Origin of the sequence: Pseudomonas sp. B8(2017) (genome assembly GCF_002113575.1) — a bacterium.
Classification (GTDB): domain Bacteria; phylum Pseudomonadota; class Gammaproteobacteria; order Pseudomonadales; family Pseudomonadaceae; genus Aquipseudomonas; species Aquipseudomonas putida_Z.
Genome location: NZ_NEIO01000017.1, coordinates 19,688 through 45,293 on the forward strand (window position 1 = coordinate 19,688; position 25,606 = coordinate 45,293).

General features: G+C 63.8%; 19 protein-coding genes. 13 read left to right on the plus strand and 6 right to left on the minus strand.

What is annotated here, in order from left to right:
- Positions 1-186: 186 nt before the first annotated feature.
- On the plus strand, positions 187-2,115 hold the full coding sequence (locus tag CAG22_RS20670) for an ATP-binding cassette domain-containing protein (protein ID WP_025338322.1): 1,929 nt from the start codon (positions 187-189) through the stop codon (positions 2,113-2,115).
- A 125-nt stretch (positions 2,116-2,240) separates the two neighbouring features.
- On the opposite strand, the gene CAG22_RS20675 is transcribed toward CAG22_RS20670, so the two are convergent.
- On the minus strand, positions 2,241-2,681 hold the full coding sequence (locus CAG22_RS20675) for a universal stress protein (RefSeq protein WP_013971709.1): 441 nt from the start codon (positions 2,679-2,681) through the stop codon (positions 2,241-2,243).
- 110 nt (positions 2,682-2,791) lie between these two features.
- Here CAG22_RS20675 and CAG22_RS20680 point away from each other — a divergent pair, with 110 nt between their 5' ends.
- The 7 genes from CAG22_RS20680 to CAG22_RS20710 all read left to right on the plus strand — a co-directional run bounded on the left by CAG22_RS20680 (position 2,792) and on the right by CAG22_RS20710 (position 11,246).
- On the plus strand, positions 2,792-3,229 hold the full coding sequence (locus CAG22_RS20680) for a hypothetical protein (protein WP_085693035.1): 438 nt from the start codon (positions 2,792-2,794) through the stop codon (positions 3,227-3,229).
- A 636-nt stretch (positions 3,230-3,865) separates the two neighbouring features.
- Positions 3,866-6,013, plus strand: coding sequence for a fatty acid oxidation complex subunit alpha FadB (gene fadB / locus CAG22_RS20685; protein WP_025338323.1), 2,148 nt, complete (start codon positions 3,866-3,868; stop codon positions 6,011-6,013).
- A 31-nt stretch (positions 6,014-6,044) separates the two neighbouring features.
- Positions 6,045-7,220, plus strand: a complete 1,176-nt coding sequence (gene fadA / locus CAG22_RS20690) for an acetyl-CoA C-acyltransferase FadA (RefSeq protein ID WP_013971712.1) — start codon at positions 6,045-6,047, stop codon at positions 7,218-7,220.
- A gap of 77 nt (positions 7,221-7,297) precedes the next feature.
- Positions 7,298-7,549, plus strand: a complete 252-nt coding sequence (locus CAG22_RS20695; protein WP_023661154.1) for a DUF1653 domain-containing protein — start codon at positions 7,298-7,300, stop codon at positions 7,547-7,549.
- A gap of 100 nt (positions 7,550-7,649) precedes the next feature.
- Positions 7,650-10,259 carry a type I DNA topoisomerase gene (gene topA, locus CAG22_RS20700; RefSeq protein ID WP_025338324.1) on the plus strand — a complete coding sequence of 870 codons (2,610 nt, stop codon included), beginning with the start codon at positions 7,650-7,652 and terminating at the stop codon, positions 10,257-10,259.
- A gap of 187 nt (positions 10,260-10,446) precedes the next feature.
- Positions 10,447-10,962, plus strand: coding sequence for a DUF6586 family protein (locus CAG22_RS20705; RefSeq protein WP_025338325.1), 516 nt, complete (start codon positions 10,447-10,449; stop codon positions 10,960-10,962).
- A 50-nt stretch (positions 10,963-11,012) separates the two neighbouring features.
- The gene (locus tag CAG22_RS20710; RefSeq protein ID WP_004376430.1) at positions 11,013-11,246 is read left to right on the plus strand and encodes a hypothetical protein; all 234 of its coding nucleotides are present in this window, start codon (positions 11,013-11,015) and stop codon (positions 11,244-11,246) included.
- A gap of 49 nt (positions 11,247-11,295) precedes the next feature.
- Here CAG22_RS20710 and sulA read toward each other — a convergent pair whose 3' ends face one another.
- A complete protein-coding gene (gene sulA / locus CAG22_RS20715) occupies positions 11,296-11,772 on the minus strand; it encodes an SOS-induced cell division inhibitor SulA (RefSeq protein ID WP_085589440.1) in 477 nt (158 codons plus the stop codon).
- A 13-nt stretch (positions 11,773-11,785) separates the two neighbouring features.
- A complete protein-coding gene (lexA, locus tag CAG22_RS20720; RefSeq protein WP_004376420.1) occupies positions 11,786-12,394 on the minus strand; it encodes a transcriptional repressor LexA in 609 nt (202 codons plus the stop codon).
- 215 nt (positions 12,395-12,609) lie between these two features.
- Here lexA and CAG22_RS20725 point away from each other — a divergent pair, with 215 nt between their 5' ends.
- Genes CAG22_RS20725 through nagZ form a run of 3 tightly spaced genes read left to right on the plus strand, consistent with a single transcriptional unit; the run spans position 12,610 to position 14,909 of the window.
- Positions 12,610-13,323, plus strand: a complete 714-nt coding sequence (locus CAG22_RS20725) for a TetR/AcrR family transcriptional regulator (protein ID WP_075044216.1) — start codon at positions 12,610-12,612, stop codon at positions 13,321-13,323.
- A 40-nt stretch (positions 13,324-13,363) separates the two neighbouring features.
- The gene (locus tag CAG22_RS20730; RefSeq protein WP_025338328.1) at positions 13,364-13,888 is read left to right on the plus strand and encodes a L,D-transpeptidase; all 525 of its coding nucleotides are present in this window, start codon (positions 13,364-13,366) and stop codon (positions 13,886-13,888) included.
- Positions 13,889-13,910: 22 nt separating this feature from the next.
- Positions 13,911-14,909 (plus strand): beta-N-acetylhexosaminidase, encoded by a 999-nt coding sequence (gene nagZ, locus CAG22_RS20735; RefSeq protein ID WP_170929325.1) that lies wholly within the window; start codon positions 13,911-13,913, stop codon positions 14,907-14,909.
- A 336-nt stretch (positions 14,910-15,245) separates the two neighbouring features.
- On the opposite strand, the gene CAG22_RS20740 is transcribed toward nagZ, so the two are convergent.
- From CAG22_RS20740 to mfd, 3 genes are read right to left on the minus strand one after another with little or no spacing between them, the layout of a single operon-like run.
- Complete coding sequence (locus CAG22_RS20740; protein WP_085706056.1) at positions 15,246-18,572, minus strand: DEAD/DEAH box helicase; 3,327 nt, start codon at positions 18,570-18,572, stop codon at positions 15,246-15,248.
- Position 18,573: 1 nt separating this feature from the next.
- Positions 18,574-19,146 (minus strand): CsiV family protein, encoded by a 573-nt coding sequence (locus CAG22_RS20745; protein ID WP_085589446.1) that lies wholly within the window; start codon positions 19,144-19,146, stop codon positions 18,574-18,576.
- Positions 19,147-19,155: 9 nt separating this feature from the next.
- On the minus strand, positions 19,156-22,605 hold the full coding sequence (mfd, locus tag CAG22_RS20750; RefSeq protein WP_085693029.1) for a transcription-repair coupling factor: 3,450 nt from the start codon (positions 22,603-22,605) through the stop codon (positions 19,156-19,158).
- A 167-nt stretch (positions 22,606-22,772) separates the two neighbouring features.
- On the opposite strand from mfd, the gene CAG22_RS20755 reads away from it, so the two are divergent.
- Positions 22,773-24,236 (plus strand): glyceraldehyde-3-phosphate dehydrogenase, encoded by a 1,464-nt coding sequence (locus CAG22_RS20755; protein ID WP_031324543.1) that lies wholly within the window; start codon positions 22,773-22,775, stop codon positions 24,234-24,236.
- Positions 24,237-24,446: 210 nt separating this feature from the next.
- The gene (locus CAG22_RS20760) at positions 24,447-25,445 is read left to right on the plus strand and encodes an FAD:protein FMN transferase (protein ID WP_085693039.1); all 999 of its coding nucleotides are present in this window, start codon (positions 24,447-24,449) and stop codon (positions 25,443-25,445) included.
- Positions 25,446-25,606 lie beyond the last annotated feature (161 nt).

The following is a 25,606-nucleotide window of genomic DNA, read 5'->3' on the forward strand; positions in this document are numbered from 1 at the left end:
GGCGGAGCCAGCACTGTTGGAAGCTATTGCCTTAGCTTAGCTGTTTGCCGGCGGCGGGTGAAAGCACTGTGCTTGTATCGGGATATTAAGTTCGACCAGATGTCGCAAAGCCCTCGTCGGTTGGCCAGGCGGATGCCGTCGAGGGCCAAGTCAGGTAGAATGCGCGCCCGATTTATGGAGACCAACATGACCCTGCTCAAATTCAGCGATGTGTCCCTCGCATTCGGCGCCATGCCGCTGCTGGACAAAGTGTCCTGGCAGATCGCTCGTGGCGAGCGGGTGTGCATCATCGGCCGCAACGGCACCGGCAAGTCGAGCATGCTGCGCCTGGTCAAGGGCGAGCAGAAGGGCGACGACGGCGAAATCTGGCGTGCCCCGGCCCTGAAGATCGGCGAGCTGCCGCAGGAACTGCCGGTGGCCGACGAGCGCACGGTGTTCGATGTGGTGGCCGCAGGTCTGGATGGCGTGGGCGAGTTGCTGGCGCAGTTCCACCACCTGAGCCTGAACATCCAGGGCGATGAAGACCTGGAAAAACTCATGCACGTCCAGCACGAGCTGGAAGCCCGTGACGGCTGGCGCCTGCAGCAGGTGGTGGAAAGTACCCTCAGCCGCCTGCAGCTGCCGGCCGACAAGACCCTGGCCGAACTGTCCGGTGGCTGGCGCCGCCGCGTGCTGCTGGCCCAGGCGCTGGTGTCGGAACCCGACCTGCTGCTGCTCGACGAACCGACCAACCACCTGGACATCGGTGCCATCGCCTGGCTCGAAGAGGCCCTGCGCGGCTTCAACGGCGCGGTGCTGTTCATCACCCACGACCGTTCCTTCCTGCAGAACCTGGCCACCCGCATCCTCGAACTGGACCGCGGCGGCCTGATCGACTGGAACGGCGACTATGCCAGCTTCCTGGTGCACAAGGAGGCCGCGCTGGCTGCCGAGGAAACCGCCAACGCATTGTTCGACAAGCGCCTGGCTCAGGAAGAAGTGTGGATCCGCCAGGGCATCAAGGCTCGCCGCACCCGCAACGAAGGCCGCGTGCGCGCGCTGAAGGCCCTGCGCGTGGAGCGCAGCGAACGCCGCGAGCGCCAGGGCAAGGCCAACATCCAGATCGAGGCGGCGGAAAAGTCCGGCAAGCAGGTGATGGTGCTGGAAAACGTCAGCTTCCATCACCCCGACGGGCCTGTGCTGGTCAAGGACTTCTCCATGGTCCTGCAGCGTGAGGACCGCATCGGCCTGCTGGGCGCCAACGGTACCGGCAAGACCACCCTGCTCAAGCTGATGCTCGGCGACCTGGAGCCGACCACCGGCAAGGTCGAGCGCGGCACCAAGCTGGAAGTGGCCTATTTCGATCAGATGCGCCACCAGCTCGACCTGGAAAAGACCGTTATCGACAACCTGGCCGAAGGCCGCGACTTCATCGAGATCGACGGCCAGAACCGCCATGTGCTGAGCTACCTGGGCGATTTCCTGTTCAGCCCTCAGCGTGCCCGTACGCCGGTCAAGGCGCTGTCGGGTGGCGAGCGTGCACGGCTGTTGCTGGCCAAGCTGTTCAGCAAGCCGGCCAACCTGCTGGTGCTTGACGAACCGACCAACGACCTGGACGTGGAAACCCTCGAGCTGCTCGAGGAGGTGCTGTCCAACTACAAGGGCACCGTGCTGATGGTCAGCCACGACCGGGCCTTCCTCGACAACGTCGTCACCAGCACTCTGGTGTTCGAAGGCGAGGGCAAGGTGCGCGAATACGTTGGCGGTTACGAGGACTGGATTCGCCAGGGTGGCTCGCCGAAGCTGCTGGGCGTGACCGAGAGCAAGGGCGGCAAGTCCGAGCTCAACAGCGCGGTGGTGGAGAAGGTAGAGGCCAAGCCGGCGCCTGCGCCTGTTGCAGAGGTGGCCGATGGTTCGAAGAAGAAGCTCAGCTACAAGCTGCAACGTGAGCTGGAAATGCTGCCGGGGCAGATCGACGAACTGGAGCAGCGCATGGCCGAGGCCCAGGAAGAAGTGAATGCGGCGGGCTTCTATCAGCGGCCGATTGCGGAAACCTCGGCAGTGCTGGCCAAGATCGAGAAGCTGCAGGGTGAGCTGGATGTGCTGGTGGAGCGCTGGGCCGAGCTGGAAGGCTGACCAGCGTTAGCCAGATTCGGCCCCTTCGCGGGTGAACCCGCTCCCACAAGGACCGCACCGCTGATTAACGCGGTGCAGTACCTGTGGGAGCGGGCAAGCCCGCGAAGAGGCCGGCACAGGTTGAATCATTCCTTCTTCTGCAACCGCACCGCCAGTACATCGCACGGCGCACCATGCAGCACGTCATTGGCCGTGGACCCCAGCAGCAACGCCAGGCCGTGACGGCCATGGCTGCCGACCACGATCAGGTCGCACTTCTGGTCCTTGGCCAGCTGGTGGATTTCCTGGCGCGGCTGGCCATAGGTCAGGTGCGAGTCGCCGCGGTGGATGTCCGGGTATTTGTTGAACAGGCGGTCCATGCGTTCCTTGGCCTGGTCGAACTGCTGCTGTTGCAACTGCGACAGGTCCATCGGCACGTCACCGCCAAACGCCATGGCCATCGGCTCGACGATGTGTACCAGCGAAACCTTGGCATTCGAAGGTGCAGCCAGCGCCATGGCACGTTTGATCACCGGGTCGCATTCTTCGGTCAGGTCGACGGCGACCAGAAGATGTTCGTAGGACATGAGCGGAACTCCTGACAATCGCGATAGAAGAAGTATGGTCGCTTTCGGGCGGGTCTTCCGTGAAAAATGGCTAACCAGCTCATTTGCAACGTTTTATGGGAACTACAGATATGACGGTATTGCTGGTGGTGTCAATCCTCGCGCTGATTCTCAGCCCGCTTTCCTGGTTGCGCACCTCGCGCAAGCAGAGCGAGCAGATGAAGCTGCGCCTGGAGGCTCGGCGCATGGGTCTGGCCATGCAGCTGGCGCCGCAGCAGTGGCCGCACTGGCTGGAAAAGGAGCCGCCAAGCCCGTGCCCGCAATACCACCGGGCACGTCGCCGCGGGCATGAGGACAGCTTCAGCTTCTGGCAGATCGCCCCGGGGGTGTGGTGGAACCAGTGGCGCGAACCCTGCGAGGACCCACGCTTCATGGAGGCCCTGGCGCGCTTGCCGGCGAGTGTCTACAAGGTCGAGGCCGATGCCCGGATGATCGCGCTGTACTGGACCGAGCGGGGCGATACGGCTGTGTTGCAGGATATTGCCCACGTCCTCGAAACCTTGGCCTGAAATTTGCCTTTGCGCGGTCTCTGTGGGAGCGGGTTTACCCGCGAAGAAGGCGACTCGGTGGGTGGCACCGGCTTTGCCGGTGTTCGCGGGTAAACCCGCTCCCACAGGGCCCCGCTAAGCCCGCCCATTGGTCTTCTCATTCGAAGGCAAGCACAAAACGACAAAGCGGCGGCTTGGCCGATCCCCTGAAGGGGTGGGGTGCCAAGTCGCCGCTTTGCGTTCTGCTGCGCAGAAAAGGCCAGGCAGGCCGGGTATGCATTCAAGCAAGTGCCAGTGTAGCCGTTCGAGGTCGCCGCGCAAGGCAAAAGCTGCAGCATTCTCCTGCGGCTCATGGTCAATCGCCGACATGAATGGTCAGCAATCACTGTCATCATGTTTTGTACCAAGACGCTACAAAATGACTGGAAAGTCGTGTTTTCACCTTGCTCGCGAGCATTTGACAACGCCGATCTTTTCGGAGAATGTGTGCACACCCAAATCAAACGGGCGTATGAATTGAGCGTTTGTATGTCATGACGCCAAGCCATACTTCCGACTAGCGCGCTGACGGGTGTGCCTGGGGCAGGGCAGCTAGGCCTGCTTTTGCTGCAGCGATCGGCGTGTACTGTTCAGCTTCCATATCGTGGAGATCAGTTGATGATTTACGAAGGTAAAGCCATCACGGTTAAGGCTCTTGAAAGTGGCATCGTCGAGCTCAAGTTCGACCTCAAGGGTGAGTCCGTCAACAAGTTCAACCGCCTGACCCTGAACGAACTGCGCCAGGCCGTCGATGCCATCCAGGCCGACGCCTCGGTCAAGGGCGTGATCGTCAGCAGTGGCAAGGACGTGTTCATCGTCGGCGCCGACATCACCGAGTTCGTCGACAACTTCAAGCTGCCCGAGGCCGAACTGGTCGCCGGCAACCTGGAAGCCAACCGCATCTTCAACGCCTTCGAAGACCTCGAAGTGCCGACCGTCGCCGCCATCAACGGCATCGCCCTGGGCGGCGGCCTGGAAATGTGCCTGGCCGCCGACTACCGGGTCATGTCCACCAGCGCCAAGATCGGCCTGCCGGAAGTCAAGCTGGGTATCTACCCGGGCTTCGGTGGCACCGTGCGCCTGCCGCGCCTGATCGGTTCGGACAACGCCATCGAGTGGATCGCTGCCGGCAAGGAAAACCGTGCCGAAGACGCCCTGAAAGTGGGTGCCGTCGACGCCGTGGTCGCGCCTGAACTGCTGATGGCCGGTGCCCTTGACCTGGTCAAGCGCGCCATCAGTGGCGAGCTGGACTACAAGGCCAAGCGCCAGCCCAAGCTGGAAAAGCTCAAGCTCAACGCCATCGAACAGATGATGGCCTTCGAGACTGCCAAGGGCTTCGTCGCCGGCCAGGCCGGCCCGAACTACCCCGCCCCGGTCGAAGCCATCAAGACCATCCAGAAGGCTGCCAACTTCGGCCGTGACAAGGCCCTGGAAGTCGAAGCCGCAGGCTTCGCCAAGCTGGCCAAGACCTCGGTTGCCGAGAGCCTGATCGGCCTGTTCCTCAACGACCAGGAACTCAAGCGCAAGGCCAAGGCGCATGACGAAATCGCCCACGACGTGAAGCAGGCCGCCGTGCTCGGCGCTGGCATCATGGGTGGCGGCATCGCCTACCAGTCGGCGGTCAAGGGCACCCCGATCCTGATGAAGGATATCCGCGAGGAAGCCATCCAGCTGGGCCTGAACGAGGCCTCCAAGCTGCTCGGCAACCGCGTCGAGAAGGGCCGCCTGACCCCGGCCAAGATGGCCGAGGCACTCAACGCCATTCGCCCGACCCTGTCCTATGGCGATTTCGCCAATGTCGACATCGTCGTCGAGGCCGTGGTCGAGAACCCGAAAGTCAAGCAGGCCGTGCTGGCTGAAGTGGAAACCCAGGTGAAGGACGATGCGATCCTCGCTTCCAACACCTCGACCATTTCCATCAACCTGCTGGCCAAGGCGCTCAAGCGCCCGGAAAACTTCGTCGGCATGCACTTCTTCAACCCGGTGCACATGATGCCGCTGGTGGAAGTCATCCGTGGCGAGAAGTCCAGTGAAGTTGCGGTCGCCACCACCGTGGCCTACGCCAAGAAAATGGGCAAGAACCCGATCGTGGTCAACGACTGCCCGGGCTTCCTGGTCAACCGCGTGCTGTTCCCGTACTTCGGCGGCTTCGCCAAGCTGGTAAGCGCCGGTGTCGACTTCGTGCGTATCGACAAGGTCATGGAAAAGTTCGGCTGGCCGATGGGCCCGGCGTACCTGATGGACGTGGTCGGCATCGACACCGGCCACCACGGCCGCGACGTGATGGCCGAAGGCTTCCCGGACCGCATGAAGGACGAGCGCCGCTCGGCCGTTGACGCACTGTACGAGGCCAACCGCCTGGGCCAGAAGAACGGCAAGGGCTTCTACGCCTACGAAACCGACAAGCGCGGCAAGCCCAAGAAGGTCGCCGACGCCAGCGTGCTCGACGTGCTCAAGCCGATCGTCTTCGAACAGCGTGAAGTCACCGACGAAGACATCATCAACTGGATGATGATCCCGTTGTGCCTGGAGACCGTGCGCTGCCTGGAAGACGGCATCGTCGAAACCGCTGCCGAAGCCGACATGGGCCTGGTCTACGGCATTGGCTTCCCTCCCTTCCGCGGTGGTGCGCTGCGCTACATCGACTCGATCGGTGTGGCCGAATTCGTTGCCCTGGCCGATCAGTACGCCGACCTGGGGCCGCTGTACCACCCGACCGCCAAGCTGCGTGAAATGGCCAAGAACGGCCAGCGCTTCTTCAACTGAGCGGTCAACGAGCTAGAGCGAGAGATTTGATATGAGCCTGAATCCAAGAGACGTGGTGATTGTCGACTTCGGTCGCACGCCGATGGGCCGCTCCAAGGGTGGCATGCACCGCAATACCCGCGCCGAAGACATGTCGGCGCACCTGATCAGCAAGCTGCTGGAACGCAACGACAAGGTCGACCCGAAAGAAGTCGAGGACGTGATCTGGGGCTGCGTCAACCAGACCCTCGAGCAGGGCTGGAACATCGCCCGCATGGCCTCGCTGATGACCCAGATCCCGCACACCTCCGCGGCGCAGACTGTCAGCCGCCTGTGCGGCTCGTCGATGAGCGCGCTGCACACCGCCGCCCAGGCGATCATGACCGGCAACGGTGATGTATTCGTGGTCGGTGGCGTGGAGCACATGGGCCACGTCAGCATGATGCATGGCGTCGACCCCAACCCGCACCTGTCCTTGCATGCCGCCAAGGCTTCCGGGATGATGGGCCTGACCGCGGAAATGCTCGGCAAGATGCACGGCATCACCCGTGAGCAGCAGGACCTGTTCGGCCTGCGTTCGCACCAGCTGGCGCACAAGGCCACGGTCGAAGGCAAGTTCAAGGACGAAATCATCCCGATGCAGGGCTATGACGAGAACGGCTTCCTGAAGGTGTTCGATTTCGACGAAACCATTCGCCCGGAAACCACCCTCGAAGGCCTGGCGTCGCTGAAGCCGGCGTTCAACCCGAAAGGCGGTACCGTCACTGCCGGTACCTCGTCGCAGATCACCGACGGTGCGTCGTGCATGATCGTCATGTCTGGCCAGCGCGCCATGGACCTGGGTATCCAGCCATTGGCGGTCATCCGTTCCATGGCGGTGGCTGGTGTCGACCCGGCGATCATGGGCTACGGCCCGGTGCCGTCGACCCAGAAAGCCCTCAAGCGTGCTGGCCTGACCATGGCCGACATCGACTTCATCGAGCTCAACGAAGCCTTCGCTGCACAGGCCCTGCCAGTGCTGAAAGACTTGAAAGTACTCGACAAGATGGATGAGAAGGTTAACCTGCACGGCGGCGCCATTGCCTTGGGCCACCCGTTCGGTTGCTCCGGGGCACGGATTTCCGGCACCCTGCTCAACGTCATGAAGCAGAATGGCGGTACCCTGGGGGTGGCGACCATGTGCGTCGGCCTCGGCCAAGGTATCACCACTGTCTTCGAACGCGTCTGATCGCGTAGCGGGACAGCGACCGGGGCCTTGTGCCCCGGTTTTGTTTTTTACAGGTTTTATTCAAGAGGGTGGGCAACATGCAGATACAACCAGGCGTATACCGGCATTACAAAGGGCCTGAGTACCGTGTCTTCAGTGTTGCGCGGCACTCCGAAAGCGAAGAGTGGATGGTGTTCTACCAATGCCTGTATGGTGATTACAGCTTCTGGGTACGGCCACTTTCGATGTTCCAGGAGTCCGTCGAGGTTGACGGCGAGCAGGTGCCACGCTTTGCTTTGGTCAAGGCCGAAGAGGGGCTGCCCGGGTTGCTGGGCAAGTCGCACGAGTGATAGTCCGAACTTGACCTCACACTTTTGCCACTATATATAGCGGTGCCGCGTCTGGCACCTGACGCGTTTTTCATCTTCAGATTCAGGAATACTCCGATCCATGGGCAAATCGCTGGTCATTGTGGAATCCCCGGCCAAGGCCAAGACCATCAACAAGTACCTGGGCAACCAGTACGTGGTGAAGTCGAGTATCGGCCATATCCGAGACCTCCCCACCAGCGGTTCGGCCAGCGCCAGCAAAGAGCCAGCCGCCAAGCGTGGCAAGGCCGCGGGTGAGGCTCCGGCCCTGTCGCCGAAGGAAAAGGCCCGCCGCCAGCTGGTGGCACGCATGGGCGTCGACCCCGACCACGGCTGGAAGGCCAAGTACGAGATCCTGCCTGGCAAGGAAAAGGTGATCGAAGAGCTGCGCCGCCTGGCGAAGGACGCCGACACCATCTATCTCGCAACCGACTTGGACCGCGAAGGGGAAGCCATTGCCTGGCACCTGCGCGAGGCCATCGGCGGCGACGACACCCGCTACAAGCGCGTGGTGTTCAACGAAATCACCAAGAAGGCCATCCAGGAAGCCTTCTCGCAGCCGGGCGAGCTGGATATCGACCGGGTCAACGCGCAGCAGGCGCGGCGTTTCCTCGACCGCGTGGTCGGCTACATGGTTTCGCCGCTGCTGTGGGCCAAGATCGCCCGTGGCCTGTCCGCCGGCCGTGTACAGTCGGTGGCGGTGAAGCTGGTGGTGGAGCGCGAGCGCGAAATCCGCGCGTTCATCCCGGAAGAGTACTGGGAAATCCACGCCGACCTCGGCACCGCCAAGAACGCCAAGGTGCGTTTCGAAGTGGCACGCGAGAAGGGTGAGGCCTTCAAGCCGCTGAACGAAGCCCAGGCCATGGCCGCGCTGGAGAAGCTCAAGGCTTCCAGCTACAGCGTGGTCAAGCGCGAAGACCGCCCGACCAGCAGCAAGCCGTCGGCACCGTTCATTACTTCCACCTTGCAGCAGGCCGCCAGCAACCGCCTGGGCTTCGGTGTGAAGAAAACCATGATGATGGCCCAGCGCTTGTACGAAGCCGGCTACATCACCTACATGCGTACCGACTCCACCAACCTGTCGGCCGACGCCCTGGACATGGCGCGCAGCTACATCGAGCGCGAGTTCGGCAAGCAGTACCTGCCCGAGGCACCGCTGGTGTACGGCAGCAAGGAAGGCGCCCAGGAGGCGCACGAAGCGATTCGTCCTTCCGACGTGAATACCCACCCGAGCAAGCTCACTGGCATGGAGCGCGACGCCGAGCGCCTGTACGAGCTGATCTGGCGCCAGTTCCTGGCCTGCCAGATGCCGCCAGCGCAGTACCTGTCCACCAGCGTCACCGTGGCTGCGGGCGACTTCGAGCTGCGTGCCAAGGGCCGTATCCTCAAGTTTGACGGTTACACCCGTGTGCTGCCGCAGCAGAGCAAGCCTGGCGAAGACGACGTGTTGCCGGAAATGGTCCAGGGCGAAGCGCTGAAGCTGATCCAGATCGACCCGAGCCAGCACTTCACCAAGCCACCGGCGCGCTTCACCGAAGCCAGCCTGGTCAAGGAAATGGAAAAGCGCGGCATCGGCCGCCCGTCGACCTATGCGGCGATCATCTCGACCATTCAGGACCGTGGCTATGTGACCCTGCACAACCGCCGCTTCTATTCCGAAAAGATGGGCGACATCGTCACCGAGCGCCTGTCCGAGAGCTTCTCCAACCTGATGGACTACGGCTTTACCGCCGACATGGAAGAGAACCTCGACGACGTGGCCCAGGGCGAGCGTGACTGGAAGAACGTGCTCGACGAGTTCTACGGCGACTTCAGCAAGAAACTGCAGACCGCCGAGTCCAGCGAAGACGGCATGCGCGCCAACCAACCGACCATGACCAACATTCCGTGCAAGGAATGTGGCCGGCCGATGATGATCCGCACTGCCTCCACCGGCGTGTTCCTCGGTTGCTCGGGCTACAGCCTGCCGCCGAAAGAGCGTTGCAAGGCCACCGTCAACCTGGTGCCGGGCGACGAGATTGCCGCCGACGACGAGGGCGAATCGGAATCCCGCGTGTTGCTGGGCAAGCACCGTTGCCCGATCTGCGCCACGGCGATGGATGCCTACCTGCTGGACGAGAAGCACAAGCTGCACATCTGCGGTAACAACCCGGATTGCGCCGGCTACGAGATCGAGGAAGGCAACTACCGCATCAAGGGTTACGAAGGGCCGAGCCTGGAGTGCGACAAGTGCGGCAGCGAGATGCAGTTGAAGACTGGCCGCTTCGGCAAGTTCTTCGGTTGCACCAACCCGGCGTGCAAGAACACCCGCAAGCTGCTCAAGAGCGGCGAGGCGGCGCCACCGAAGATGGACAAGGTGGACATGCCAGAGCTCAAGTGCGAGAAGGTCGACGATACCTACGTGCTGCGTGATGGCGCTTCGGGGCTGTTCCTCGCTGCCAGCCAGTTCCCCAAGAACCGCGAAACCCGCGCGCCGCTGGTGCTGGAGATCGTGCCGCACAAGCATGAGATCGATCCGAAGTACCACTTCCTGTGCGATGCGCCGCAGAAGGACCCGGAAGGCCGCCCAGCGGTGATCCGCTACAGCCGCAAGACCAAGGAGCAGTACGTGCAGTCCGAGGTTGATGGCAAGCCGACCGGCTGGAAGGCGTTCTACGACGGCAATGCGTGGAAGGTTGAAGACAAGCGCTGATCCGTCAGTGCTGTAATTGGGGCCGCTTCGCGCCCCTTCGCGGGCTTGCCCGCTCCTACAGGTACAGCGCAGGCCTTGGGCTTGATGGAGTTCCTGTGGGAGCGGGCAAGCCCGCGAAGGGGCGCAAAGCGGCCCCAATCATTTATGATGCAGCTATCCGCCTTGCAGCCTTAGGGAGGGCACTGAAATGGCCCAGGAACTCTACACCCGCACCAATCAGAAACTGTTCTTTGCCGGCCTCGCCCTGGAGTCCATGGCCAAGGCCGAACAAAGCCAGGCCATGAATGCCCAGGGCCTGGTCCAGGCCGAGCGCGAGTCGGCGCTGTTCCATCTCTACGGCGCACTGCTGGGCCTGTGTCATGAAATTGGTGGCTTCTACCGCCTGCCAGTTGTTGCAACGGTCGAGCAAGCACTGGCCGACGATGCGCTGAACGGCATCGCCATCCCGGAAGTGGCCGAACTGCTGGAACTGGCCCGCCAGCGCGAAACCTGGCTGGCGCAAATGCTCAGTGCTTATGCCGATTTGTTCCGACCACCGGTCGCGAAAAAAGCGCCAAAAACCGACGTCACCCAGCCATTGATCCAGGCGGTCAATCTCGATGAGCCCGAGCATCCGGCGCTGTCGCGTGCCGAACTGGAAAGCTGGCGCAGCAACCTCAAGGGCCTGGTGAGACGTTTCCGCGACGCGTTGAGTGAGTGCTGATAGCTGCTACGGCTGGTACAATACTGGCCTTTCGCGGAGAACTGCCATTTATGTCTACGTCGTTTCTGGAAATTGTCGAGTTGCCTGATGGCCGCATCGAACTGCGTCGCGCCGAGGATGAGGGCTCTCTGGTAACCCTGGATTTCTCGGAAGACGCCAAGGCGTTCCTGCAGGGTCAGCATGTGGAAGTGGCCAAGGCCATGCTCAGCGTGGGCGTGCAGATGGCCGGTCGCCTGATGGATGGCGAGCTTGAGCGTGATGAAGGGCCGCGTGTGCTGCACTGAGGTGCAGCAGGGCATCAGGTTTCATGCAGTGACAGGCAAAGCCTGAACATCAGCCGAGGCGGATGTTCAGGCTTTGTGCGTTTCCGGCACCGGCAGCGCGCAGCAATTGCTGGCGTGCAGTGGCGTTGACGTTGCCCAGCCAGCTGACCACAGTGTGGCTGCGGCCCAGGCGCAAGGCTTCGCAGGCCAGTTGAAGCGGGCTCTGATTGCCGCGAGGTTGCAGCAGCAGGATGCGTTCACGGTTGAGCCCGGCATCGCGCAGCCAAGCCTGGGTCAGGCTTGACGGCGGGGCGATCAGGGTCAGCCAGCGGGTCTCGTCCTCTTCGCTCAGTTCGCGCAGCACGGGTGCCAGCAGGCTTTGGCAGTGCCCGGGGGCTCCGCGCAGCGACAGTTCGCTGAACAGCTCGGGCTGGCTGCTCTTGCGCGCCACTTCGCTGGTTTTCAGGCCAGGCAGTACGGGCTGGGCGAGGAATGCTTCGAACAATGGCAACTGGACTTGCTCGGGTGCGTGAATGAACTGCTGCATGACGCCTCCTGGATCAGCGGCGAATGACGCCGACGCTCAAGCCCTCGATCACCAGCTCCTGTTCTTTCAGGTCGACTTCGATGGGGGCGAATTCGGGGTTTTCGGCAAGCAGCCAGACCTTGCTGCCCTCGCGCTTGAAGCGCTTGACGGTGACTTCGTCGCCGATGCGGGCCACGACGATCTGACCGTTGCGGGCTTCGCGGCAGGTGTGTACCGCCAGCAGGTCGCCATCGAAGATGCCGACATCCTTCATGCTCATGCCGTGTACGCGCAGCAGATAGTCGGCCTGGGGGTGGAAGAAGTCGGGGTTGATGTTGCAGGATTGCTCGATGTGCTGTTCGGCAAGGATCGGCGCACCGGCGGCAACCCGGCCGATGATTGGCAGGCCGCTTTCTTCGGCCTTGGCTTCCAGGCCGGGGATGCGAATACCACGGGAGGCGCCCGGGGTCATCTCGATCGCGCCTTTGCGGGCAAGGGCCTTGAGGTGCTCCTCGGCGGCGTTGGGCGACTTGAAGCCCAGCTCCTGAGCGATCTCGGCGCGCGTCGGCGGGAAGCCGTTGTCTTCCAGGCAACGCTTGATGAACGCGAGAATTTCGGCTTGGCGTGGCGTCAGTTTCAACATGGTGAGCGCTCTGTCTTTTTGTACAGTGACTGGGATTATATACAGTACTGGATGCGCTGCAAGCCAAAACCTGCAATAAACAGCAGCAATGGCGCTTGCAGCCGCCCGCCTGGCGCTTTTAAATGGCGACCGGCCGGTCACCGAGCCTTGACAGAAGCAGGGCTGAAACGTATGTTTCAAACACCTGTTTGTCTGGCGGAGTAGTCGGAGTAGTCATGGCCCAATCGGAAACCGTTGAACGCATTCTCGATGCTGCCGAGCAGCTGTTCGCGGAAAGGGGGTTCGCAGAAACCTCGTTGCGGCTGATTACCAGCAAGGCCGGGGTCAACCTGGCGGCGGTCAACTATCACTTCGGCTCCAAGAAGGCCCTGATCCAGGCAGTGTTCTCGCGTTTCCTCGGGCCGTTCTGCGCCAGCCTCGAACGTGAGCTGGAGCGGCGCCAGGCCAAGCCGGAGCACAAGCCGAGCCTCGAAGAGCTGCTGGAAATGCTGGTCGAGCAGGCTTTGGCCGTGCAGCCGCGCAGCAACAACGACCTGTCGATCTTCATGCGCCTGCTGGGCCTGGCCTTCAGCCAGAGCCAGGGCCACCTGCGGCGTTACCTGGAAGACATGTACGGCAAGGTGTTCCGCCGCTACATGCTGCTGGTCAACGAGGCTGCACCGCGCATCCCGCCGCTGGAGCTGTTCTGGCGCGTGCACTTCATGCTTGGCGCCGCCGCCTTCAGCATGTCCGGCATCAAGGCCCTGCGGGCGATTGCCGAGACCGATTTCGGCATCAACACCTCGATCGAGCAGGTAATGCGCCTGATGGTGCCGTTCCTGGCTGCGGGCATGCGTGCCGATAGCGGTGTTACCGACGACGCCATGGCCACCGCGCAGCTGCGCCCGCGCACCAAGACCAGCGCAAGCGCCACCACCGCCAAGGCCTGAAGGCTGGGCGGGGCAGGGCGCTTCGGCTAAGCTAGCGCCCATGCCCGACCTCGACTTCCTGCACATTTCCCTCGCTGACCAGTGCCTTTATGGCTTTGCCGATGGCCAGCTGCGCCTGCGCGTGCCGGTTTCCACGGCGCGCAACGGCGCCGGCGAGCGCAACGGCTCGGGTTGCACGCCGTGTGGCCTGCACCAGGTGCGGGCGAAGATCGGCGCGGGCTTGCCGCTGAATGCGGTATTGGCCGGGCGGCGCTGGACCGGCGAGGTGTGGTCGCCGGCCTTGCATGCGCAATGCCCCGGCCGGGACTGGATCCTTACCCGCATTCTCTGGCTCAGTGGCTGCGAGCCGGGTGTCAACCGCCTGGGTGCGGTCGACACCTTCCGCCGTTATATCTACTTGCACGGCACCCCGGATACGGAACCCATGGGCGTAGCGCTGTCCCATGGTTGCATACGCCTGCGCAACACCGATTTGCTAAGCCTGTTCGAGCAGGTGCCGGCCCATTGCCCGGTGCGCATCGAGCAGGCCGCCTGCCCCCAGTGGGCTTCTCTCAGTCTTCAATGAAGGATTACCCATGACTGTCAGCCTGCAAGGCTCCCTGATGGTGGATATCGCCGGTAAATGGCTGACCGCCGAAGACCGTCACCTGCTGCGCCAGCCTGAAGTGGCCGGCCTGATCATCTTTGCCCGCAACATCGACAGCCCGCGCCAGGTGCGTGAACTGTGCGCGTCGATCCGCGCCATCCGCCCCGACCTGATCCTGGCGGTGGACCAGGAGGGCGGCCGGGTGCAGCGCCTGCGCCAGGGCTTTGTGCGCCTGCCGGCCATGCGGGCGATAGCGGACAATGACAACGCCGAGTACCTGGCCGAGCAGTGCGGTTGGTTGATGGCGACCGAGGTGCTGGCGGTTGGCCTGGACCTCAGCTTTGCCCCGGTACTCGACCTGGACCACCAGCGCAGCGCCGTGGTGGGCAGCCGCGCCTTCGAGGGTGACCCGCTGCGTGCCACGCAACTGGCCGGGGCGTTCATCCGTGGCATGAATGCAGCGGGCATGGCGGCCTGTGGCAAGCACTTCCCGGGGCATGGCTGGGCCGAAGCGGACTCGCATGTGGCCATTCCCACCGATGAGCGCAGCCTCGAACAGCTGCGCCAGGCCGACCTGGTGCCGTTCACCCGCCTGAGCGGGCAATTGGCGGCAGTGATGCCGGCGCATGTCATCTATCCGCAGGTCGACAACCAGCCAGCTGGCTTCTCGCGGCGCTGGTTGCAGGACATCCTGCGTGGCGAGCTGGGCTTTGACGGGGTGATCTTCAGTGATGACCTGTCGATGGCGGGGGCGCATGTGGTCGGGGACGCGGCCAGTCGGATCGAGGCAGCGTTGAGCGCTGGCTGCGACATGGGCCTGGTGTGCAATGACCGGGCGTCGGCGGAGCTGGCGTTGAGTGCGGCGCAGCGGATGAAGGTCAAGCCCTCGCCACGGATTGCGCGGATGCGTGGGCAAGGGTTTGCGCGGACGGATTATCGCCAGCAGCCGCGGTGGCTGGAGGCGTTGGGGGCGTTGCGGGAGGCGCAGCTGGTCGATTGACCGCGTCGGCCCCTTCGCGGGCATGCCCGCTCCCACAGGTGCTGTGCTGGTTTCGAAATTAGTGTTGTACCTGTGCCGGCCTCTTCGCGGGTGAACCCGCTCCCACAGGTGCGGCGCCGGTTTCGAAATTGGTGTTGTAGCTGTGCCGGCCTCTTCGCGGGTGAACCCGCTCCCACAGGTACAGCACCGCCCTTGAGGGCACTGATATCCCTGTGGGAGCGGGTTTACCCGCGAAGGGGCCGGCACAGGCAGCACAACAGCCTGAAAAGCAGCGCTGTACCTGTGGGAGCGGGCGTGCCCGCGAAGAGGCCGGTACAGGCAGTGGGGGATTCTGGGCTACCGCCCGCGCTTTCCCGGCAGCGGCGCAAACAGCGCTTCGATCTCTTCATCCCCCAGCCGCCATTGCCCGGCCTGCCCGCCATCCAGCAGGCTCGCCGCCAGCGCCGCCTTCTCCTGCTGCAACAGCTGGATCTTTTCTTCCACTGTCCCCCGGGTGATCAGCTTGAACACGAACACCGGCTTGTCCTGGCCGATGCGGTAGGCGCGGTCGGTGGCCTGGTTTTCGCTGGCCGGGTTCCACCAGGGGTCGAAGTGGATCACCGTGTCCGCAGCCGTCAGGTTCAAGCCCACGCCACCCGCCTTGAGGCTGATCAGGAACACTTCGCTATCACCCTGCTGGAACTGCTGCACAGGCGTGCGCCGGTCGCGGGTGTCGCCGGTCAGCAGGCTGTAGCGGATCTTGCGCTTCTCCAGCTCCTGCTCGATCAACGCCAGCATCGAGGTGAACTGCGAGAACAACAGCACCCGGCGCCCTTCGCTCAGCAGCTCTTCGAGCATTTCCAGCAGCGCGCCCAGTTTGCCCTTGTCGGCCTGATTGCCTTTGCTTTCCACCCCTTTGACCAGGCGCAGGTCGCAGCATACCTGGCGCAACTTGAGCAGGGCGTCGAGAATGATGATCTGGCTGCGCGCGGCGCCATTGCGGGCGATTTCATCGCGGACTTTCTTGTCCATGGCCACCCGCACGGCCTCGTAGGTGTCGCGCTGGGCATCGCTAAGCTCGACCCAGTGCACCATCTCGGTCTTGGCCGGCAGCTCGGTGGCCACCTGCTCCTTGGTGCGGCGCAGCAGGAACGGGCGGATGCGGCTGGCCAGGTGGGCCATGCGCTCGCTGTCGCCGTGGCGCTCGATCGGTGTGCGGTAGTCCTGGTTGAAGCGCTTCAGGTCACCCAGCCAGCCAGGCATGAGGAAGTGGAAAATCGACCACAGCTCGCCCAGGTTGTTTTCCATTGGCGTGCCGGTCAGGCAGACGCGCTGATTGGCCCGCAGCTCGCAAACCGCGAGGGCGGCCTTGCTGGTGCTGCTCTTGATGTTCTGCGCCTCGTCCAGCACCAGCACATGCCAGGCCTGGGCGCGCAGGTGCTCGAGGTCGCGCGGCACCAGGGCATAGGTGGTCAGGACCAGGTCGTATTCGTGCAGTTTGGCGAAATGCTTGCTGCGCCCCGGGCCTTGCAGGGCCAGCACGCGCAGCCCGGGTGCGAAGCGCTGGGCTTCGTCCAGCCAGTTGGGCACCAGGCTGGTCGGCATCACCGCCAGGGCCGGTGCGCTCAGGCGCCCGGACTGTTTTTCCAGCAGCAGGTGTGCCAGGGCCTGCAGGGTCTTGCCCAGCCCCATGTCGTCGCCCAGGATGCCGCCGGTACCCATCTCGCGCAGCGCCTGCAGCCAGTTCAGGCCTTGTTGCTGGTAAGGGCGCAGGCTGGCCTGCAACCCGGACGGCGGTTCTACCTGCAAATCACGGGCATCGCGCAGGCGACGGCCCAGGTCGCGCACATGCTCGCCACCCTCCCAATGCAGGGGCAGGCCGTCGATGTCGTTCAGGCGTGAGGCATCGGCACGGTCCAGGCGCAGGGACGGGCCTGCGGCGTCTTCGTGCAGGTACAGTTCGCCCAGGGTGCCCATCACTGCCTTGATGCGGCCATAGGGCAAGGCAACGCGCAGGGCCGGGGCATCGAGGCGGCCACGGTTGAGGTCGATCAGCAGGTGCTCGTCGTCACTGCGCCGGGCCAGTTCGCTGGGGCGCAGCAGTTCCGGGTTGCTGCGCAGCAGTTGCAGCACGATCGGCAGCAGGCTGTGGCGCTGGCCATCGACCACGATGCCCAGCTCCAGGTCGAACCATTCATGGCCGGGCGCTTCGTCGATGGTGGCGTACCAGTCGTCCACCTCCTGCAGGTTGAAGGCGAAGTCGCGATGGATGTCGATTTCCCAGCCGGCCTCGCGCAGGCGCGGCAGGCCTTCGCGGGCAAAGCGCAGCCAGGCTTCGTCGTCGGGCAATTGGTACATTTCGCCGGCGCTGTCGGGTAGCGCCTTGCTCTGTCGGGTGGCCGCCTTGAAGCCGAGGTCGCGCAGGGCCTTGCGCAGCGCCTGCTCGGCCTGGGGCTGGCGACGGATGCGCTGGCTGGTGTCGTCGACCAGGCGGGTCAGCGGCTTGTCGTCGCTGCCGGTGGCGCGCAGGCCGTCGTAGTCGAATGCCAGCGCTGCACGGTGTTGCATCTGCCGTTGCATGCGACCGGTCTTGGGCATGTAGGCGCTGAATTCGAGACTGCCCAGGGTCAGTCTGCCTCTTGGTGCGAGGTCGTCGATTTGCTTGGTGCTCACGGCTGTGGGGGTGGGAACCTGGCGGTTCAAGGCGTTCAATCGATGACTCAAGGGGACGACCAGGTGCTCGGGAACAATAGGCGCGCGCGCGAGCTGGCTGGCAATGAAAGGGTCGAGGTCATGGCGCAGCTTGCCGGTCTGGTGCGAATGCCTGTCGACATAGTGCATGGGCTCGATGGGCAGCACCTGTAGCTGCTGGTGACCATCGTGGTACCAGGCGCCTCGGTAGCTGCCATTGTCCAGCCTGACCCAGCGGAACTCGGCATGCAGCTCCGGCCCGGGGGACAGTGGCGCAGCATCGTCTTCGAACAGAAGGCGACCAGTGGCCAGGGCGTAGCCGTAAAGCTCCGCGCCCTGTTTGCCTTCCAGTTGCACCATGGGTGTCATCGTCTTGCTGCGGGCATCGATCAGGCGCAACAGCCGCGCATCGTCCTCGGTGACGTAACGGGGTGTGTAGTAGATCATCTCGGGCATCGAGGTGATGCGACCGATCTTCAGGCTGCCGTCTGTTTGCCGGGTGCCTTTGATCGGTTCGAGCCGACAGTGCTCATGATCCATGTGGATACGGTAATAGATTGCCGGGCCTTTGCGCGCGGGCTCGTGGGGGGCTGCGGGTTGCGACGGTGACTCGAGTGCCTGGACCCACAAGTTGAGGTCCGGTGGCAGCGACAGCGCGGCTTGCTCCGGCGGGGCCGCGGCGTCAAGGCCATCGTTACCGTCCTGCAGTTGCAGCAGCGCCGCGACGCAGTGCTTGCAGTTGAGCGCGACCGGGCAGGTGCAGCGTCCGAACACGCGCAAGTCACCGTGGTTGACCACCAGCTGGATGTTCTGCTGGTAAGTCTGGCCTGCCGAGCCCTTGCAGGTTGCCTCGACCTTCGGGCCATGCTTCGACAGGATGCGCGTCCGCTCTTGCGCCGCATAATTGCGGCCTCGTGCCAGTGCACCGGCCTCGAAGAAGTCGACCCAGTCCGGATAGGCTCTCAGCAGTTGCTGCGCATCACCGTCGCTCACATCACTGCTCCATCATCTCCGGGTCCATCACCGGCATTTTAGGCGTACCTGGTGGTGTCACCTTCAGCAGCACCGCCAGGTGCCCACCGTCGAGGAAGGTCAGCTGGCTGCCCTTGACGTTGCTGTTGCTCTGCTTGAACTGCTCGCTTTGCAGCACGCTGCCGTTGCCGTCCAGCTGGTTGACCCAGAAGTTGGCCTCGACCGCAATGAAACGGCCCTCGGCGATGCTCAGGTTGCCTTCGATGGGGAAGTGGCCGAACTGCTCGGTGCCTTCGCCCAGGGCGATGCGGCTGGGTTCGCTGCCCACTTGCTGCTGCCAGGCCTTGTGCAGCAGCACGGTGTAGTCGGCGGTAGCTTCCAGGCGGGTGGCTTCATCTTCCAGCGCCAGGCGGCGCTCGGCGTCCTTTTCCAGGCGTGGAGCGCCGGCGCTCCAGTCTTCGGGGGCGAACGGGCTGGTGAAGGCGGGCACGCTGTTCTGCCGCACCAGGATCATTTCTACCTGATACAGGCCTTCGGCGAAGGCGGCTGGGGCGAACAGCGCCAGCAGCAGGGTCAGGCAACGGATGGCACGCATGGGTCTTCCTTAGGCAGGCTGTGGGGTCAGGCGCTCGAACAGCGCCTCCAGGTTATTGAAGCGTTCGTCGGGGCGTTCCATGGGTACCAGGAAGCGGAACTGGGTGGCGCCTTCGAACTTGTAGCGTTTGGGCTGGCCCTGGATCAGCTTGATCAGGGTCAGCGGGTCGACCGGGGTCTCGGCCTCGAACTCGATCTTGCCGCCGTTGGGGCCGGCGTCGACTTTCTTGATGCCGAGCTTTTCCGCGTGCAGCTTGAGCGAGGTCAGGCGCATCAGGTTCTTGGTCGGCTCGGGCAGCAGGCCGAAGCGGTCGATCATTTCCACCTGCAGGTCCTTGAGGCCTTCTTCGTCGGCAGCCGAGGCAATGCGCTTGTACAGGATCAGCCGCGCATGCACGTCGGGCAGGTAGTCCTCGGGGATCAGTGCCGGCAGGCGCAGGTTGATTTCCGGGCCGCCGCCCAGCGGCTGCTCAAGGTTGGGCTGGGTGCCCTTGCGGATCGCCTTGACCGCGCGCTCAAGCATTTCCATGTACAGGGTAAAGCCCACCGCCTGGATCTGCCCGCTCTGGCCTTCGCCCAGCAGCTCGCCAGCGCCGCGAATCTCCAGGTCGTTGGTGGCCAGCACGAAGCCGGCGCCGAGGTCCTGGGTGTTGGCGATCGCTTCCAGGCGTTTTTCGGCGTCGGCGCTGACCTTCTGCCGGGTTGGCGTCAGCAGGTAGGCGTAGGCCTGGTGGTGGCTCCGGCCAACCCGGCCGCGCAGCTGGTGCAGCTGGGCCAGGCCGAACTTGTCGGCACGCTCGATGACGATGGTGTTGGCGCTGGGAACGTCGATACCGGTTTCGATGATGGTCGAGGCCACCAGCACGTTGAAGCGCTTGTGGTAGAAGTCGCTCATCACCTGTTCCAGCTCGCGCTCGCGCATCTGCCCGTGGCCGATGCCGATGCGCGCCTCTGGCACCAGTTCGGCAAGGTCGGCGGCGCATTTCTCGATGGTTTTCACATCGTTGTGCAGGTAGTACACCTGGCCACCGCGCAGCAGCTCGCGCAGCAGCGCCTCCTTGACCGTGCTCTTGTTCTGCTCCATGACGAAGGTGCGTACCGACAGGCGGCGCGCCGGCGGCGTGGCGATGATCGACAGGTCGCGCATGCCCGCCACCGCCATGTTCAGCGTACGCGGGATCGGCGTGGCGGTGAGGGTGAGGATGTCCACCTCGCTGCGCAGGGCCTTGAGCTGTTCCTTCTGGCGCACGCCAAAGCGGTGCTCTTCGTCGATGATGGCCAGGCCCAGGTCCTTGAAGCGTACATCGTCCTGCAGCAGCTTGTGGGTGCCGATGAGGATGTCGATCTTGCCTTCAGCCAGATCGGCGGCGGCGTTGGCCACTTCCTTGGCCGACTTGAAGCGGCTCATCACCTCCACGCTCACCGGCCAGTCGGCAAAGCGGTCGCGGAAGCTGTTGTAGTGCTGCTGGGCGAGCAGGGTGGTGGGCACCAGCACGGCCACCTGGCGGCCGCTGTGCACGGCAATGAATGCCGCGCGCATGGCCACTTCGGTCTTGCCGAAGCCGACGTCGCCGCATACCAGGCGGTCCATCGGCTTGGGCGCCAGCATGTCGGCGCGCACCGCTTCGATGGCAGCCTGCTGGTCCGGGGTTTCCTCGAACGGGAAGCCGGCGCTGAAGGTGGCGTAGTCGGCGGACGGGTCGGCAAATGCATAGCCCTTGCGCGCGGCGCGGCGGGCATAGATGTCGAGCAGTTCGGCGGCCACGTCGCGCACCTGTTCGGCGGCCTTGCGCTTGGCCTTCTGCCAGGCCTCCGAGCCGAGCCGGTGCAGCGGTGCCAGGGCATCGTCGCTGCCGGTGTAGCGGGCGATCAGGTGCAGGTTGGCCACCGGCACGTACAGCTTGGCGCCCTCGGCGTATTCCAGAGTGAGGAATTCGGCGGCCTGGCCGTCGATTTCCAGGGTGGCCAGGCCCAGGTAGCGGCCCACGCCATGGTCGATGTGCACCACCGGCGCGCCTTCGCGCAGCTCGGTCAGGTTCTTGATCACCGCGTCGTTGGCGGTTTCGCCACGCTTGTCGCGGCGCCGGCGCTGCATGACCCGTTGGCCGAACAGCGGGCTTTCGGCGACCAGGGCGATGGCTGGGTCGTCCAGCAGCAGGCCTTCGTCCAGCGGGGCGATGGTGATTGCCAGGCGTTCGCTGCCGGTGATGAAGTCGGCCCAGCCGTCGACGGTATGCGGGCGCAGTTTCAGCCGTTCGAGCAGCTCCAGCAGCACTTCGCGCCGGCCTGCCGATTCGGCGGTGAACAACACCCGGCCAGGGAACTGGTCGAGGAAATTGGCCAGTTCGGCCAGGGGCTGGTTGGCCTTGGCCTCGATTGCCAGGTTGGGCAGGGGGCGTGCCGGGAAGCGCTCGCGGCCCACGCCCGGGTCGAGGTCTTCGGTGCTGACCACTACCCGTGGCCATTGCTTGAGCCGGGCGAAGCAGTCTTCCACCGGCAGGAACAGTTCGGCCGGTGGCAGCAGCGGCCGGCTCAGGTCGCCACGGCGGTCTTCATAACGCCCGCGCACGTCGTTCCAGAAATGTTCGGCGGCCTGTTCCACGCCGGGCAGCGAGAACACCTGGGTGTCGGCCGGCAGGTAGTCGAACAGGGTCGAGGTTTCTTCGAAGAACAGCGGCAGGTAGTACTCGATGCCGGCGGGGATGATGCCGCTGGCCAGGTCCTGGAAGATCGCGCTGCGGCGGAAATCGACATCGAAGCGTTCGCGGAAGCGCGCCTTGAAGCGGGTCACTTCCTCTTTCTGCATCGGGAACTCGCGCGCCGGCAGCAGGCGCACCGAATCCACCTTGTCGATCGAGCGCTGGGTCTCGGGGTCGAAGGTGCGCAGCGTCTCGATCTCGTCATCGAACAGGTCGATGCGGTAGGGCAGCTTGCTGCCCATCGGGAACAGGTCGATCAACGCGCCGCGCACGGCGAACTCGCCATGCTCGTAGACGGTGTCGACGCAGCGATAGCCACTGGCCTCCAGGCGCAGGCGCATCTGCTCCACGTCGATGGTCTGGCCCACGTCCAGCACCAGGCTGCTGCCCAGCAGGAAGCGGGTCGGCGCCAGGCGGTGCAGGGCGGTGGTGATCGGCACCACGAGGATGCCGTGGCTCAGCTCCGGCAGGCGGTAGAGGCTGGCGATGCGCTGGGAAATGATGTCCTGGTGCGGCGAGAACAGGTCGTAGGGCAGGGTTTCCCAATCGGGGAACGGCAGCACCGGCAGGTCCGGGGCAAAGAAGCGAAGTTCCTGTTCCAGACGATCGGCAGCCTGGCTGTCGGCAGTCAGCAGCAAAGTGAAGCGGCCCGCGCTGCTGGCGGCCTCGGCGATGGCCAGGCTGAGGGTGGCACCGGGTAGATTGCCCCAGGTTTGTTTGCCGGCCGTGGCCGACATTTGCGGTAGGCGCAGAACTGACACGGGAGATTGCACTCCAAGCGTTGCGGCAAAGAGATCGATTGTACCGGTGACGGTGCCGGCTGTCAGGTTCGAAAGGGCGTGAACGCTGGCTTGCGTGGCCGCGACAGGCGCTCATTGCCCGTAACGCGTTGGGGCGTCATAATGTAGCCCCTTTTTTCTGTCCCTACATGTGGAAGGTTCCCGTGACTCAGAAGCCCGACCAGTGTCTTGGTGAGTGGATCGATCGTGAAGCCCTGGCTGAAGCGATGATCCCGCTTATCGGTCAGCTCTACCGCAACAACAACGTGGTGAGCTCGATTTATGGCCGTAGCCTGATCAACCGTTCGGTTATCTCGATCCTCAAGGCGCACCGCTTTGCGCGTCATCGTCAAGCCGACGAAACCGAACTGTCCGTCCACGAGACATTCCCCCTGCTCAAGGCCATGAGCGAGCTGAAACTGGGCGCCGCTTCGGTCGACCTGGGCAAGCTGGCCAACAAGTTCAAGCAGGAAGGCAATGGCCGCACTGCCGAGCAGTTCGTCCGTGAAGAACTGGCCGAGGTGGTTGGCCAGCAGAACGCTTCGGCGCGCAAGGGCACCGACGTTGTCCTGTACGGCTTCGGCCGCATCGGCCGCCTGCTGGCGCGCATCCTGATCGAGAAGACCGGTGGCGGCGACGGCCTGCGCCTGCGCGCCATCGTCGTGCGCAAGGGCGCCGAGAACGACCTGGTCAAGCGTGCCAGCCTGCTGCGCCGTGACTCGGTGCACGGCCCGTTCGATGGCACCATCACCATCGACGAAGCCAACAACACCATCACCGCCAACGGCAACCTGATCCAGGTTATCTACGCCAAGAGCCCGAGCGAAGTCGACTACACCCAGTACGGCATCGAAAACGCGCTGATCGTCGACAACACCGGCGTATGGCGTGATGCCGACGGCCTGGGCCAGCACCTGGCCTGCCCGGGCGCTGCCCGCGTGATCCTCACCGCACCTGGCAAGGGCGCGCTGAAGAACATCGTGCACGGCATCAACCACGGTGACATCGCTGCCGATGACAAGATCATCTCGGCCGCTTCCTGCACCACCAACGCCATCGTGCCGGTGCTCAAGGCCATCAACGACCAGTACGGCATCGTCAACGGCCACGTCGAAACCGTTCACTCGTTCACCAACGACCAGAACCTGATCGACAACTTCCACAAGGGCAGCCGCCGTGGCCGTGCCGCGCCGCTGAACATGGTCATCACCGAAACCGGCGCCGCCACTGCTGCCGCCAAGGCACTGCCAGTGCTGAAGGGCAAGCTGACCGGCAACGCCATTCGCGTACCGACGCCGAACGTTTCGATGGCCATCCTCAACCTGAACCTCGAGAAGGCCACCAGCCGCGACGAGATCAACGAGTACCTGCGCCAGACCGCCATGCACTCGGAGCTGCACAAGCAGATCGATTACGTCAGCTCGCAGGAAGTGGTTTCGACCGACTTCGTCGGTTCGCGCCACGCCGGTGTGGTTGACGCCGAAGCGACCATCTGCAATGACAACCGCGTTGTTCTGTACGTCTGGTACGACAACGAATTCGGTTACAGCTGCCAGGTGGTTCGTGTGATGGAAGAGATGGCCGGTGTGAACCCGCCAGCGTTTCCGCACTGATACGCTTGTAAGGCAATGAAAAAACGGGAACCTTCGGGTTCCCGTTTTTTTTCGCCTGATTAACTGATCGGGCATTTACTGTGCCTGTACTGGCCCTTTCGCGGGCACGCCAGCTCCCACAGGGATATCACAGGGCTGGAGGGCAGTGGGGTTCCTGTGGGAGCGGGCGTGCCCGCGAAAGGGCCAGTACAGGCATTCGAGATCTCGATATTGCGCGCATTTCTTTGTTTCTTGCTGATGCTGCTCACCGCCTGCAACCAGGGCCGTACCCTGGAACGCCTGGGTGGCCCGACCATGGGCAGCAGCTACAGCATCCAGTACGTGCGCGAACCCGGCGGCCCGGCGCCGGTCCAGGTGCAGGCGGCAGTCGAAACCATCCTGCACGACATCGACCAGCATTACTCGACCTACCGCGGCGACTCCACCGTCAGCCGTTTCAACCAGTTGCCCGCCAACCAGTGCCTGGTCCTGCCCCCCGACATGCTCGAACTGGTCAGCCTTGGTCAGCACCTGGCCGAGCAGAGCGGCGGCGCCTTCGACCTTACCGTCGAACCATTGCTCGACCTGTGGGGCTTCGGCCCCCAGGCCCGTCACGAGCAGGTGCCCGACCCGCTGGCCCTGGCCCAGGTGCGCCAGCGTGTGGGCTACCGGCACTTGCATATCGACGGCCAGGCCCTGTGCAAGGACGCCCCGGTGCAACTCGACTTCAACAGCATCGCCGCCGGCCATGCCGTCGACCTGATCGCCGCGCGCCTGCAGGCCATGGGCGTTGCCAGCTTTGTCGCCGAAGCCACCGGCGAGCTCAAGGCCGCCGGCCGCAAGCCCGATGGCAGCCCCTGGCGCATCGCCCTGGAGCTGCCCCGCGAAGATCGCCAGATAGCCCGCCAGATCATCCCGGTCAATGGCCTTTCAGTATCAACCTCGGGTGACTATCGGCACTATTTCGAGGAGAATGGCCGGCGCTATTCGCACACCTTCGATGCCCGCCTCGGGCGCCCGGTGCAGCACGACCTGGCCGCGGTCACCGTGCTCGATGCCTCGGCGCTGCGGGCCGACGGCTATTCGACGCTGCTGTTGATCCTGGGCCCGGAACGTGGCTGGGATTTTGCCGTGGCGCATGACCTGGCCGCGGTATTGGTGACTCGGGCCGAGGGTGGCTTCGTCTCCCGAGCTACGCCCGCATTCGAACGGGCAGTGAAAGGCGAATGAAAGCACAAGCAGGGATGATCGCCGCCAGGGAATGGTTCACACATGTAGTGCGGGCAAAATTGGCCTACGACGCGACCAAGGGTTAATGTGCGCGGCGTTCACGCTTGATTAGACTGCACCCGAATTTTCTCATGACGCCCCGGCGGCATGATCGCGCCCCG